We start from the raw sequence: 13,029 nt of genomic DNA, 5'->3' as shown, positions 1-13,029 counted from the left end.
TCATGAGAAAGCCCATATAAATGGGTAATGTACAAGTTGCTGTAGAAGCATGTTTAATTCGTCTGATCACAGATACTTTATAAAGTATTTTAATACTTTTTTGAATCCGTCAATGCGTAAGTCCTAGATATGTTAAAAATACGATCAATGTGTAAGATTTTTCTACTCAGTTGCTTGTACAAACAAAAATGGGAAGGGTCATTGAATGGACGATAAATTCCAAAATCTAAAAGTCATGGTGATTGATGATTCAAAAACCATTCGCCGTACAGCTGAAACACTTCTGCAGCGTGAAGGTTGTGAAGTGGTTACCGCAGTTGATGGATTTGAAGCTTTATCCAAAATTGCAGAATCAAATCCAGATATCGTATTCGTAGATATTATGATGCCACGCCTAGATGGTTACCAAACGTGTGCCTTAATTAAAAACTCGCAAAACTACCAAAACATTCCTGTCATTATGCTATCAAGTAAAGATGGTTTATTTGACCAAGCTAAAGGACGTGTCGTGGGTTCTGATGAGTATCTGACTAAACCATTTAGTAAAGATGAATTATTAAACGCCATTCGTAACCACGTGACCGCATAATTATTAGTTAGTTAGATTTATTGGGGAAAATAATGGCTCGTATTCTTATTGTAGATGATTCACCTACAGAAACATTCCGCTTTAGAGAAATCTTGACCAAGCATGGTTTTGAAGTCATTGAAGCAGCGAATGGTGCTGATGGCGTGACCATGGCGCAAGCTGAATTACCAGATTTAGTATTAATGGATGTGGTTATGCCAGGCGTGAATGGCTTTCAGGCAACACGTCAAATTTCGCGTGGTGACACCACCAAACACATTCCAATTGTAATTGTGAGTACCAAAGATCAGGCAACTGATCGTGTTTGGGGGAAACGCCAAGGTGCAAGCGATTACTTAACTAAGCCTGTTGACGAAAAACAATTAATTGATGTGATTAATCAACACCTTAATGCAGGATAAGCTATGGCTGCAAATGGTTTTATTGAATTGCTTCGGTTATCTAAACGTGGAAACAAAAACTACGTTAGTACCGAAAATGAGGTAAACCGCTGGTCAGGCATTGCTTTTGAGATGATGGGGCAATATTTCGTTGCTCCATTAGGAGAAGTTTCTGAGGTTATTTATCCACCGAAATATACGCCAGTGCCAAATACCCAACCTTGGGTAGTAGGTTTAGCGAATATTCGCGGAAGATTACTTTCAGTTTCAGATTTGGCACATTATGTTTCTGGGCAAAGCAGCCAATATTCACCTACTCAAAAAGTAATGTGTATTAGTCATAATGACCATTATGTCGGTTTAGTTGTAGATCAAGTTTTGGGTATACAGCACTTTAATAAGAAAAGTTTCTTTTCTAAACACAATGATTTAGATAGTAATTTACAAGAATATTGTCAGGGGTATTTTCACCAACATAACCAACAATGGCATGTTTTCTTATTTAGTCGTTTATTGCAAAACCCAAAATACATGAACGCATCTATAAAATTTATAAATTAACTGTCGCGCACCTAAAAAATGAAGGCGTCAATCGGGGAGAAGCTGCATGGGCTTTAAACTTAAAAAGAAAAATTCAGGCGAAGAAACCGTCCGTAAAGCAAGTGGTCCAGGTTTTTTTGCAAAATTACAGGCGCGAACAGAAGAGTTTGCGAGTGTATTTGGCGAAACAGAAAAATCTAAGCCACTTATTTTAGGCGCAGCTTTTTGTATCATCTTATCGCTTTTCCTGTTGTTATACCTTTTTTATAGCGTGCCGCGTAATAACGATTTTACCCGTAGTTTGGGTGATTTACGTCTGTTGTCACAAACCATTTCACGTCAAGCAACCGAAGCGACTGCATCAGGTACGCCTGAATCTATTAAAAACTTAACAGATTCACAAAAAGCCTTTGCTGCTCACTTAGAAACAGTGAAGGATATTCATGCCAGCCCAGATACACTGCGTGAAGTGGAAACACAGTGGAAATCGGTTTCTGAAAATATTGATTTGATTGCTTCGCAACAAAAAATCATTAACCAACTCTATGACACCAACATTGCAATTGGTGAAACCATTCCGGGTATTCAGGTTGAATATAACTTGATGGTTGACCAAATGGTACGTCAAGACATGCCAAGTAGCCAGGTGGTTATTGCAAAGAACCAAGTATTCATTGCAGAACGTATTTTACGTTCAATCAGTTCTGTATTAACAGGTACAGACAGTTCACGTGAATCTGCAGATGACTTTAGTGCCGATACCGAAACGTTTGGTGCTTACTTGGCAGCACAGTTAAATGGTAGTGCGGAACTTGGTGTACAACGTATTACTCAAGAAGATTTACGTAGTTCATTAGAAGGTATTCAAGCAGAATATGAAGATGTATTGAAATCTGCTGCTGCAACAGTTTTAAATAACTCAACACAAATTGTAAAAGTACGTCAGGCATCATCTTCTATTTTCGATCAGTCAGATAAGCTTTTAACCAATTTAAATAAATTGTCTAGCGGTTCAGGTTGGTCTATTGCAATTCCTGCAATTGGCTTAATTGCAGCATTACTTGCGTTCTTATTCTGTGTATTCAAACTCTTTATCTTACGTGGTGAAGCCGATAAAACTCGCGTGGTTCGTCTACAAGATGAATATGACCGTAACCAGAACGCGATTTTACGTTTACTTGATGAGATTGCCGACCTTGCGGATGGTGACTTACGTTCATACGCAACAGTATCGGAAGACTTCACGGGTGCCATTGCCGACTCGATTAACTTCGCAATTGACCAATTACGTGACCTTGTATCGCGTATTCACGAAACATCGCACGAAGTTGCACAATATGCGGCAACCACACAGAACATTACCAACCAGCTTGCTGAAGCATCTGAGCATCAGGCGCAAGAAATTGCAGGTGCATCTGCCGCAATTAACGAAATGGCAATGTCAATTGACCAAGTATCTGCCAACGCTGAAGAATCAGCAGCGGTAGCAGAACGTTCAGTACATATTGCATCGAATGGTGCAGACGTTGTAAACCGTTCAATTGAAGGTATGGATATCATTCGTGAGCAGATTCAAGAAACCTCTAAGCGTATTAAGCGTTTGGGTGAATCTTCACAAGAGATTGGTAACATCGTTGCCTTGATTAACGATATTGCCGACCAAACTAACATTTTGGCATTAAACGCAGCAATTCAGGCGTCTATGGCGGGTGAAGCAGGTCGTGGTTTCGCAGTCGTAGCCGACGAGGTACAGCGTCTAGCGGAACGTTCAGCATCTGCAACCAAACAGATTGAAACACTGGTTAAAACCATTCAGACCGATACCAACGAAGCCGTAATTTCGATGGAACAAACCACATCGGAAGTTGTACGTGGTGCGAACTTATCTAAGGATGCGGGTGTTGCACTGGATGAAATTCAAACGGTATCAACCAACCTTGCGAAATTGATTTCTAACATTTCGGACGCTGCAAAACTTCAGTCTGCTTCTGCAGGTCACATTGCAACCACGATGAACGTTGTACAGGAAATTACCTCGCAAACGACCAGTGTAACTTCCGATACTGCACGTTCGGTATCTGAGTTTGCCAACATGGCAGAATCATTACGTGAATCTGTAACTGACTTTAAACTACCTGAATAAGCGGGATTCCAGCTTGGGGAAAGGTGTACCTATACACTGTTATGGGTACACCATCATTCAGAGATAAAGCATCGCAAAGATGAACTTAACTTTTGGGTTAGGGGCATTCAGGATGGTTACAATTAAGTTGAAGTGCCTTTTGGTGCTGAAAACGTAAGAAGCCTTAGCTATGAAAGAAATATTAAAAAATTTAGTCGAAACAATGACGCTTCCTGAAGATAGTTATCTTGAGCAAGATGCGGAAATTCTTGAAATTTTTGTCGAAGAAATTGAAGAAATCTTCGAAGAATTAAATCCATTATTTACAACTTGGTTTGCGAACCCAACAGATCAAGAAACTTTAGTAACTATTCGTCGTCACTTTCACACTTTAAAAGGCTCGGGTCGCATGGTGGGTGCGAAGTCTGCGGGCGAGTTGGCATGGACGGTTGAAGATACTTTAAACCGTGTGCTTTCGGGTACGGTAACACTCAATACTGATATTCAAAAATACGTAAAAACTGTTTTAAATATTTATCAATACAAGCTTTATCCAATTTTTAAGCAAGTCGGTTTAATTGATCTTGATTTACGCCCATTGGTGCTTTTAGGACAACAATTACAGCAAAACCAAAGTCCTGAACCTGCATTGGAAGAGTTGCTAGTTCTTGCGGATCAACTGACTGCAACTGATATGCCGACAGGACTAGAATTGGCGGATGCTGCAGTTGAATCATCAGAAGATGTAATGACTGCTGAAGAAATGCCACAGACAGAAGTTGCACAAGAAGCGGCTACTGAAGCGAGTTTATTGGCTGAAACTCTGGCTATTTTTGTGGAAGAAGCTGAAGAGCATTTAGCAACCATTGATCAGTTCTTGGCACAAGATCAGATTCGATCACAAGACTATAATGGCTTAATCCGCGCTTTACATACACTGCGCGGCAGTTCATCTATGGCGCAAATTGATCAAGTTTTTGAAGCTAGTTCTAAAGTTGAAAATTTGTTTAAAACGTTTGTACAAGATGAAATTGAATCTACATCTAAAGAAACTGCGCTGTTGGTGCAATATGCGGAATTTGTCCGGGATTATCTGCATGTACTTCGTCAAGGTCACTGTGATGGTTTAGATGTAATCTATGCAACTTTTAATAAAGCATGGGATAGCTACGGCTTTAGCACCAGCGATACAGAAGACTCTAATCCTCAAGGTTTAGTATCGAAGCTAATCGAACTGAATATTGATCGTTTACTTGATGCCGAATTTGAATTTGATAAATTGGCGCAAGCGCAATTCCCAAGCTATTTAGAAGAACTCAGCGCACAAGCGCAATTGTTGGTAGAGCATACCGATAACCGTGCGTCTGTGGGTATTCATCAATTTACTGAAGAACTTAAAGCTGCTTACGACAGTGTTTTAGCCAAACCAATTCTGCTTAACTCTGAATATGGTTATGAGTTATTTGCACAGGCACACCAAGAGTTTATTCATTTATTCGATACCTTGGCTGCGGGACAGCGTGTTACGGTTACAGAAGACATTCAGAAAACCTTAAATGACTTAACTGCATTTGTGCAGCAAGACATTGATGCAATTGCACTTGAAGATGCTGAAACATCAGTGAGCGACAATGCTGTAGAAACAACAGTTGTTGCAGAACCTGAAGCGGTGCCTGCTGCAGTTGCTAGCGAAAATTCGGGCACAGTGAATTTGGCGCAATTGTCACAACGTATTGCATCAGATCAACAAAACATGCATGCCGATGATGCCAACAAAGACTTCGATCCTGACTTGCTGGATATCTTCTTGGAAGAAGCAGAAGAGCTTTTGGTGGGTATGGATGAAGATGTCAATACTTGGTCAAAAGACGCCAGCGATACTTCGGCTTTAAACAACTTAATGCGTTATTTGCACACTTTAAAAGGTGGTGCAAATATGATTTCTGCGACGCATATTGGTTTAATTGCACACAACCTTGAGTCGATTTACGAGCGTATCATTAACAACCAAATTGTTGTTTCACCTGCGTTAATTCAAATTATTCGTTTGGTGCAAGATGATATTGCAGACCGTATTCAGACCATTCGTGATGAGCGTGTGGACTATGCTGCGCCAGAGTCGATTGCAATTTTAGGCAACATTGTTAGCTTGGCACAAGGCGATGCAGATGTGTCAGTTGCAAGTGCGAAAACCGCAGCGCAGCCTGAACAGACTATTGAGGCAGTAGAAGAGGTTGATGCACAGCCTGAGTTGGCGGTAGAAGCGTTGCAAGATACAACTGCAGATTTAGCTGAAGATGACGCAGTTATTGCTGATGATGCACATTTTGAAGACGCTGCTGCTGCGGCATTTGAGCCGATCACAGAAACTGTAAGTCTTGAAGCAAGTGCTGAATCTGAAGATGAGCAATTACATTCAATTGTGGTTGAGACTTTCAGAGAAGAAGCGGAAGAAATTTTGGATGCTGCAGATCAGCGCTTGAAACAATGGTTTGAACAGCGTAGTGACCGAAGTATCTTGCTTCAATTACAACGTGCGGCGCACAGCTTAAAAGGCGGTGCACGTATGGCTGAAATTGAGTCTGTTGCGCAAATCGCCTATCAACTTGAAAGTGCCTTTGAACAGTTTGCTGTGCATCAATTTAACTCAAATGTTTATGATGCTTTATTGCAAACCACGTTGGCGTGGTTGCGTGATGCAATCTTCAAAGCAGATTACAGCAATTATGACAGCTTAAAATCTAGCTTGTCGGCGATGCAGTTTGTAGATGTATCTGCGCAATTGCCCGAGCGTTTAACGCATACCGACTTGTTATCGCCAAGCCGTAGTTATGAGTTTGTTCAGGGTGATGGTACAGAGCCACCTGCAATGTCGGGTGAGTGGGGCGAAACCACACAGCTGGATAATAGCAATGAGATGATTCGTATCTCTGCCGATTTAGTCGAGAAGATGATTGACTTGTCAGGCGAGAACTCGATTAACCGTTCACGTATTGAAATGGAGCTTGGGCAACTAGGCGGTACGTTGAATGAGATGGAATTGGCGATTAAACGTCTTGCCGATCAGTTACGCCGAATGGAAGGCGAGCTGGAATCGCAAATTATTGCCAAGCATGGTTCTGAAAACTCACGTTATGCAGACTTTGACCCATTAGAGATGGACCAATATTCATCGTTGAATCAGTTGTCTAAATCTCTGGCGGAATCTGCATCGGACTTGGTGGACTTTAAGAGCACCTTGGCTGAAAAAATTCGTGATGCCGAAGGTTTGTTATTACAACAATCACGTATTCAGGCTGAAATTCAAGAAAGCTTGATGCGTACACGCCTTGTACCATTCTCACGTTTATTGCCACGTTTACAACGTATTGTGCGTCAGACTTCATCGACCTTAAACCGTCCGACAGAACTGGTGGTTTATAACACTGAAGGTGAATTAGACCGTACCATTCTAGAGCGTTTGGTGACACCGTTTGAACACATGCTGCGCAACGCGGTCGACCATGGGATTGAAGACCCTGCACAACGTGCTGCAGCCAATAAACCTGAAGTTGGTAAAATTGAACTGAACATTACCCGTCAAGGCACAGATGTTGTGGTGACTTTTGTGGATGATGGTAAGGGTATTGATGATGCCAAGATTAAAGAAAAAGCATTGAGCTTAGGTTTAATCAAAGCCGATCAGAATTTAGATAAAAACGAAATTCTGCAATACATTTTCCACCCAGGCTTTACAACAGCACAATCGGTTACACAAATTTCAGGTCGTGGCGTTGGTTTAGACGTGGTGCAAAGTGAGATTAAGGCGCTCGGCGGTCACGTTTCTGTAGATTCAACATTAGGTCAAGGCACAACCTTTAGTATTCGTGTACCAACGACGGTTGCGGTATCCGATGCCTTAATGGTTAAAGTTGGTGATCAACAATTTGCTGTACCGTTGGCGCAAATTGACCGTATTGTACGTATTGCACCAACCACTTTGGAATCTTACTTCAACAGCAATGAAGATTTCTTCCAAATTGACAACCAGAACTACAAGTTACGTTACTTATCTGAGTTCGTTGGCAATCAGCCATTACCGCGTTTAAGCCATGTGGGTCATTCACTACCTGTTCTGTTAATTAAAGGCAGCACAGGTCAAACCATTGCTTTACTAGTCGATCAGTTGATTGGTTCGCGTGGTCAAATTGTTGTGAAACCAATTGGACAACAGTTCTCAAGCATTGGTGCAATTGCAGGCGCAACTATTTTGGGTGATGGTCAAGTTTGTTTGATTTTGGATGGTCAGAACATTGCCCGTCAAATTCTTGCAACGCAACGTACTAAACAAGCCAGCGATCAACGTGATAGCCAACGTCGTGATACACGCCGCTTAATTATGATTGTGGATGACTCAGTCACCGTACGTAAAGTAACTTCACGTCTGCTTGAGCGTCAAGGTTATGACATCGTGACTGCCAAAGATGGTGTCGATGCCATGGAGCAGCTTGAAAACGTCAAACCTGACTTGATGTTACTGGATATTGAAATGCCACGTATGGATGGTTTTGAGGTGACTAACCTTGTACGCCACCACGACATGCATAGCAATCTGCCGATCATCATGATTACGTCACGTACAGGTGAAAAACACCGCGAACGAGCGTTTAGCTTGGGTGTGACGCACTACATGGGTAAACCGTTCCAAGAGGCAGAATTGCTTGCCAATATTGAACAATTATTAGCAGTTAGTCAGGGGTAAACGATGAGTCAGACGAATAGTCCAAATTTACTCGGGCAAATCAGTCAGCAAGAGCTGCAACATTTAATTACCGTATCTACCGGTTTTATTGATGCTTATATTGTTGAATGTCATGGTAAACAACCGATGCTGATACCTCAAAATATTGTGTTGTCAGCGCTGGATAACGCCACTCAAGTTAAAACTGTGGAATGGCACGAATCGCAATTGCCTGTTTATGCAGTCAATGACCCAGAGAAAAAAATGGGCGTGGCACTGGTCATTGAAGGTGATGAAATGGAGCAGCGTTTTGCTTTGATGTGCAATGAAATGCCTAAAACACTGCGCTTGCGTATTTCTGAAGTAGTGGATGATGACCAACAAACCACGACTGATCCTGCGGTATTCCAATATGTCCGTATGGGTGAGCAGGTCTTTCATGTACCAAATTTACAATACATTCAAGAAAACTTGACGGCTTAAACGCAATTTTCTCCGTTGTAAAATAGAAAAGGAACTCAAAATGGAGTTCCTTTTCTGCTTCATGCAACTAATCTTATAGGGTTTAAGTCAATAACCCTTCCAAAATCTGTTCATAAATTTCTGCTAATGGCTCTAAATCAGCCACATCAACATGCTCGTTAATTTGGTGAATGGTGGCATTGAGTATGCCTAATTCCAACACTTGCGCACCTGTTGGCGCAATAAAGCGACCATCAGATGTACCGCCACTGGTCGATAATTCTGTTTCAACACCTGTGACATTGCGAATGGCTTGACGTGCAGCATTAACCAATTCACCTACAGGGGTTAAAAATGGCAAACCTGAAAGCGTCCACTCGATTTCATACTCCACTTGATGGCGATCTAAAATTTCCAAGACGCGAGCTTTTAGCTCATCTGCAGTCACTTCAGTCGAATAACGGAAGTTAAAGGTCACCGTCATATTGCCAGGGACAACATTGGTCGCGCCTGTTCCTGCTTGAATATTTGAAATTTGAAATGAGGTGGCAGGGAAGTATTCATTGCCATGATCCCACACCGTTTCACACAGTTCCGAAATCGCTTTAGACGCGGTATGAATCGGGTTAATTGCCAAGTGTGGATAAGCCACATGACCTTGTTTGCCTTTTACAGTCAAGACACCATTGAGCGAACCGCGACGCCCATTTTTAATAATATCGCCTAATTTATGGGTACTTGAAGGTTCACCTACCAAACACCAAGTCATTTTTTCCTGACGTGCTTCTAAAGTTTCAACGACTTTGACGGTGCCGTTAATAGAGGGACCTTCTTCATCAGAAGTGATCAAAAAGGCAATTGAGCCTTTGTGATCAGGATGTTTGGCGACAAAGCGTTCAGAGGCAACCACCATGGCTGCCAATGCGGTTTTCATGTCGGCACTGCCACGACCATAAAGTTTGCCATCACGAATTTCAGGTACGAATGGATCGGTATTCCATGCGTCTAAATTGCCAGTTGGTACAACATCGGTATGACCTGCAAAGCAAAAGACTGGTGCTTCCGTACCTTTACGCGCCCAGAGGTTATCTACATCGTCAAAACGCATAGATTCAATCTTAAATCCAATTTTTTCTAAGCGTTCTGCCATGAGGTTTTGACAGTTGTGATCGACAGGAGTGACAGACGGTTGGCGTAAAAGCTGAAGGCTTAAATCCAGAGTAGCAGAAGAGGTCATGAGAGTTTCAGACGTTTATCAAGAGTAAGTGCTAATAATAGGGGAATAATGCAACAAAAGTGAAATTTTAGCGTGAAAAAACCTTGTCCGAGAACAAGGTTTTTTGTGGTTTTTGTGAAGATGTTCCTGAAATACTCAGAATTATTTGCGAATTTCTTGTTGGGTTTTTTCAGCAGTATTACTCACCGCATGACCTGCAGAAGATACGTCTTCGCCCACGCCTTTAATTGTATTACAACCCGTTAAAACAAAGGCTAATAGTAGTGAAGTCGCTAGAATTTTTTTCATGATCATCTCCAATATGTTCTAGATAGATTATTTTGATGTATTTTTTAGCTTAGGAAATAAACAGAATAATAAATAGGCAACTTTTATGGTGCTTACGTAATAAAATGTTGAAACTGGTATTCAGCGTGTTAAAGGGGGATAGCTAATCAGCGGTGCAGCACGATACATATAAAATTGTGAATGTGCCGCCCGATAATACAAGCCATCTCCCCACCATTGATTCGGTAGGCTACTGGCTTGAGCATTTTGACAAATCCATTCATGACGTTGTAGGCGATAAAACCGTTCTGCTTGGGCAGGAATATCACTCCCCCAAAGACCTAAACGACGAGCGCGATTAACCCAGTGTGGCGTAAGTGTTGTAGATGATTGTGCCAAGTGATGTATGGCGAAATACAATTGTCCTTTGAGTACAGCAAAACGGCGTTGAATCGGCACATCCAAGGCTTGCTTAAATTGAAATTGCTTTTGACTAAAATGATTCAGTTTACGCGCCAAAGTATCGGAGCGGTTTAAACCATACCAGTGTGCCAAAGAGCAATCCGCTTCGGCTAAATAGTATTTTAATGCGACTTCCCAATGTTCAACCTGCTGTGTGTCATGGTTGTGCAGTAAAAAATCCAGTTCACCCACAGTTTTAGCGCCATCAATAATTTGAATACTGTGTCCCAATAATTCGAAGGGATGATAGTCACGATCACGCAGCCAAAACCACATCAGCATTTCAAAGCGTAAGCCTAAACGGGTGCTTTTCAGTTGATTTAAAAAGTCGTACACTGCTTCTGGATGTGAATCTAAATAGGCTAAACGTGATTGATAAGCGTGATAATGCTGCTGCCAAAAAGTATCTGAATGGAATTCAAAAGCATGTTGAATGGGCAATTGCTCAGGCACAGCACATAAAATATTCGGACTTGCCACACTAAAAGCCAACTGACGGATGAGTGGGGTTTTGTAGGTCAGCCATACTTCGGGCAGAAGTTCGGGTTGATACAACTCAATCATTATGAATCCATGCTGAAAAATGCAGAATTACAACGGAAAATTAAAAAACGCTTTATACTACCGCAATTCGTAGTTTAGGACAGTGGTATGCAAAGCTTGTTATGGCGAAGTTTAGTGGTGATCTTTGTCATCCTTGGCTTTATTGGTGCATTGTTGCCGGGTATGCCTACTACAGTTTTTTTGATTTTAGCAGCTTGGGCATCGTCACGCGGTTGGCCGCAAATGGACAACTGGTTACTGAATCATCCTAAATATGGCAGTACACTTAGAGATTGGCGCGCCAATGGTACTGTACCGCGTAAAGCCAAATGGTTTGCAACGATCATGATGAGTATTAGTGCCGTGATCATGCTGTTCACAACTGCGCCCGTTGCGGTCAAAATTTTTACCAATACCACCATGTTGGTGGTGTGTATTTGGTTGTGGTTACGTCCTGAACCACAGCCGCCCTCGAAAGAAGAAGAATAGGGTAGCGCAATGTCTTTTTTATACACACAAGCAGATATTTTGATTGATTTAGCCGAGCAAACTTTATATTTGCCTAAGCATCAGAAACTATACGTCATCTCGAGTGGTGTGAATGGCATTGGTGAAACTGAAAATAGTGGTAAAACACCACGTGGCTGGCATGAAGTCGCTTTAAAGTTTGGTGAAAATGAACCTGAAAATGCAGTGTTCATTGCACGTCAACCGACAGGGGAAATTTACAATTTAGATTTAGCTGAACAATTTCCTGAACGAGACTGGATTTTGAGCCGCATTTTATGGCTCAGTGGTTTGCAAGAAGGTTTTAATCAAGGCATCGGCTGCGATACTTTTCAGCGTTATATTTATATACATGGCACACCAGACACAGAACCGATGGGCATTCCTGCATCGCATGGCTGTATTCGGATGCGTAACCACGATATTTTAGAATTGTTTGAACTGATTCCAGAAAAAGCCTTGGTTTATATTTCTGAACACAAGCTAGATTTAAATAGCTTAGGGTTGCTTGGTTGATGGTGCGTTGATGGTGCGAGTTAATTGAATAAAGTTGTATCTATCACAACATAAAAAACCAACATATTGAGCAGATAGATTGCAGAGCTAACAAGTTGAAAAGCACATTAATTTTGCTTGAAAACTAAAATAACTTGCAGAATTTGTTTGTTTTTATAGCGGATCACCTATTTTTTAATCACTCAGTCACAAAAAACTGAAAACAAGCCGAAAAGCGTTTGACAGGCGGTAAAGATTCTCTATAATGCACCTCACAAACGATAAAGACGTTAAGGGCGCTTAGCTCAGTTGGTAGAGCGTCTGCCTTACAAGCAGAATGTCGGCGGTTCGATCCCGTCAGCGCCCACCAAGCCTTTACGTTATAGATTCTTACGTGCAGCGGTAGTTCAGTTGGTTAGAATACCGGCCTGTCACGCCGGGGGTCGCGGGTTCGAGCCCCGTCCGCTGCGCCACTTAAGATTCTTTAACCATTGTTTGTACCACAATAGTGACTTTGTGTAAGTGCAGCGGTAGTTCAGTTGGTTAGAATACCGGCCTGTCACGCCGGGGGTCGCGGGTTCGAGCCCCGTCCGCTGCGCCATTTACATAAAATTGCTTTTGAGGGCGCTTAGCTCAGTTGGTAGAGCGTCTGCCTTACAAGCAGAATGTCGGCGGTTCGATCCCGTCAGCGCCCACCAGATTCTT

At 41.9% G+C, this 13,029-nt stretch carries 11 protein-coding genes and 4 tRNA genes; 12 read left to right on the top strand and 3 right to left on the bottom strand.

The window, feature by feature from the left end; all coding sequences use genetic code 11:
• The first annotated feature begins 205 nt into the window (after positions 1 to 205).
• The 6 genes from pilG to AC07E5_RS12265 all read left to right on the top strand — a co-directional run bounded on the left by pilG (position 206) and on the right by AC07E5_RS12265 (position 8,834).
• Positions 206 to 589 carry a twitching motility response regulator PilG gene (pilG, locus tag AC07E5_RS12290; protein WP_004975524.1) on the top strand — a complete coding sequence of 128 codons (384 nt, stop codon included), beginning with the start codon at positions 206 to 208 and terminating at the stop codon, positions 587 to 589.
• 32 nt (positions 590 to 621) lie between these two features.
• Complete coding sequence (locus AC07E5_RS12285) at positions 622 to 990, top strand: response regulator (RefSeq protein ID WP_004975526.1); 369 nt, start codon at positions 622 to 624, stop codon at positions 988 to 990.
• A gap of 3 nt (positions 991 to 993) precedes the next feature.
• Positions 994 to 1,530 (top strand): chemotaxis protein CheW, encoded by a 537-nt coding sequence (locus tag AC07E5_RS12280; protein ID WP_004975527.1) that lies wholly within the window; start codon positions 994 to 996, stop codon positions 1,528 to 1,530.
• Between the two features lie 46 nt (positions 1,531 to 1,576).
• Complete coding sequence (locus AC07E5_RS12275) at positions 1,577 to 3,652, top strand: methyl-accepting chemotaxis protein (RefSeq protein ID WP_498625570.1); 2,076 nt, start codon at positions 1,577 to 1,579, stop codon at positions 3,650 to 3,652.
• A 169-nt stretch (positions 3,653 to 3,821) separates the two neighbouring features.
• Entirely contained in the window at positions 3,822 to 8,372 is a 4,551-nt protein-coding gene (locus AC07E5_RS12270) for a hybrid sensor histidine kinase/response regulator (RefSeq protein WP_498625569.1), read from the top strand.
• Between the two features lie 3 nt (positions 8,373 to 8,375).
• Entirely contained in the window at positions 8,376 to 8,834 is a 459-nt protein-coding gene (locus tag AC07E5_RS12265; RefSeq protein WP_167846162.1) for a hypothetical protein, read from the top strand.
• Positions 8,835 to 8,916: 82 nt separating this feature from the next.
• Here the strand turns inward: AC07E5_RS12265 and dapE are convergent, their stop codons facing one another.
• From dapE to AC07E5_RS12250, 3 genes are all read right to left on the bottom strand, one after another.
• Positions 8,917 to 10,050 carry a succinyl-diaminopimelate desuccinylase gene (gene dapE, locus AC07E5_RS12260; RefSeq protein WP_498625568.1) on the bottom strand — a complete coding sequence of 378 codons (1,134 nt, stop codon included), beginning with the start codon at positions 10,048 to 10,050 and terminating at the stop codon, positions 8,917 to 8,919.
• A gap of 141 nt (positions 10,051 to 10,191) precedes the next feature.
• Positions 10,192 to 10,338: an entericidin A/B family lipoprotein gene (locus AC07E5_RS12255; RefSeq protein ID WP_096901466.1), complete on the bottom strand. Its 147-nt coding sequence runs from the start codon at positions 10,336 to 10,338 to the stop codon at positions 10,192 to 10,194.
• Between the two features lie 120 nt (positions 10,339 to 10,458).
• Positions 10,459 to 11,343: a DUF1853 family protein gene (locus AC07E5_RS12250; RefSeq protein WP_180060494.1), complete on the bottom strand. Its 885-nt coding sequence runs from the start codon at positions 11,341 to 11,343 to the stop codon at positions 10,459 to 10,461.
• 87 nt (positions 11,344 to 11,430) lie between these two features.
• Here AC07E5_RS12250 and AC07E5_RS12245 point away from each other — a divergent pair, with 87 nt between their 5' ends.
• The 6 genes from AC07E5_RS12245 (at position 11,431) to AC07E5_RS12220 (ending at position 13,022) form a co-directional block, all read left to right on the top strand.
• Positions 11,431 to 11,811 (top strand): YbaN family protein, encoded by a 381-nt coding sequence (locus AC07E5_RS12245; RefSeq protein WP_498625567.1) that lies wholly within the window; start codon positions 11,431 to 11,433, stop codon positions 11,809 to 11,811.
• Positions 11,812 to 11,820: 9 nt separating this feature from the next.
• Positions 11,821 to 12,345: a cell wall-recycling L,D-carboxypeptidase ElsL gene (gene elsL, locus AC07E5_RS12240; RefSeq protein ID WP_131261501.1), complete on the top strand. Its 525-nt coding sequence runs from the start codon at positions 11,821 to 11,823 to the stop codon at positions 12,343 to 12,345.
• Between the two features lie 273 nt (positions 12,346 to 12,618).
• Positions 12,619 to 12,694, top strand: a tRNA-Val gene (locus AC07E5_RS12235).
• A gap of 26 nt (positions 12,695 to 12,720) precedes the next feature.
• Positions 12,721 to 12,797, top strand: a tRNA-Asp gene (locus tag AC07E5_RS12230).
• Positions 12,798 to 12,848: 51 nt separating this feature from the next.
• Positions 12,849 to 12,925 (top strand) — tRNA-Asp (locus AC07E5_RS12225).
• Positions 12,926 to 12,946: 21 nt separating this feature from the next.
• Positions 12,947 to 13,022, top strand: a tRNA-Val gene (locus AC07E5_RS12220).
• The last annotated feature ends 7 nt before the right edge of the window (positions 13,023 to 13,029 follow it).

It is taken from the genome of Acinetobacter seohaensis (assembly GCF_056431365.1).
Note: the sequence above shows the minus strand (reverse complement) of the source record. Positions and strands in the feature narration are given on the sequence as shown.

What these genes read in the sequence shown, in the direction of transcription:
- pilG (WP_004975524.1), top strand. Translation starts at nt 206, where the DNA reads ATGGACGATAAATTCCAAAATCTAAAAGTCATGGTGATTGATGATTCA.
- AC07E5_RS12285 (WP_004975526.1), top strand. Translation starts at nt 622, where the DNA reads ATGGCTCGTATTCTTATTGTAGATGATTCACCTACAGAAACATTCCGC.
- AC07E5_RS12280 (WP_004975527.1), top strand. Translation starts at nt 994, where the DNA reads ATGGCTGCAAATGGTTTTATTGAATTGCTTCGGTTATCTAAACGTGGA.
- AC07E5_RS12275 (WP_498625570.1), top strand. Translation starts at nt 1,577, where the DNA reads ATGGGCTTTAAACTTAAAAAGAAAAATTCAGGCGAAGAAACCGTCCGT.
- AC07E5_RS12270 (WP_498625569.1), top strand. Translation starts at nt 3,822, where the DNA reads ATGAAAGAAATATTAAAAAATTTAGTCGAAACAATGACGCTTCCTGAA.
- AC07E5_RS12265 (WP_167846162.1), top strand. Translation starts at nt 8,376, where the DNA reads ATGAGTCAGACGAATAGTCCAAATTTACTCGGGCAAATCAGTCAGCAA.
- dapE (WP_498625568.1), bottom strand. Translation starts at nt 10,050, where the DNA reads ATGACCTCTTCTGCTACTCTGGATTTAAGCCTTCAGCTTTTACGCCAA.
- AC07E5_RS12255 (WP_096901466.1), bottom strand. Translation starts at nt 10,338, where the DNA reads ATGAAAAAAATTCTAGCGACTTCACTACTATTAGCCTTTGTTTTAACG.
- AC07E5_RS12250 (WP_180060494.1), bottom strand. Translation starts at nt 11,343, where the DNA reads ATGATTGAGTTGTATCAACCCGAACTTCTGCCCGAAGTATGGCTGACC.
- AC07E5_RS12245 (WP_498625567.1), top strand. Translation starts at nt 11,431, where the DNA reads ATGCAAAGCTTGTTATGGCGAAGTTTAGTGGTGATCTTTGTCATCCTT.
- elsL (WP_131261501.1), top strand. Translation starts at nt 11,821, where the DNA reads ATGTCTTTTTTATACACACAAGCAGATATTTTGATTGATTTAGCCGAG.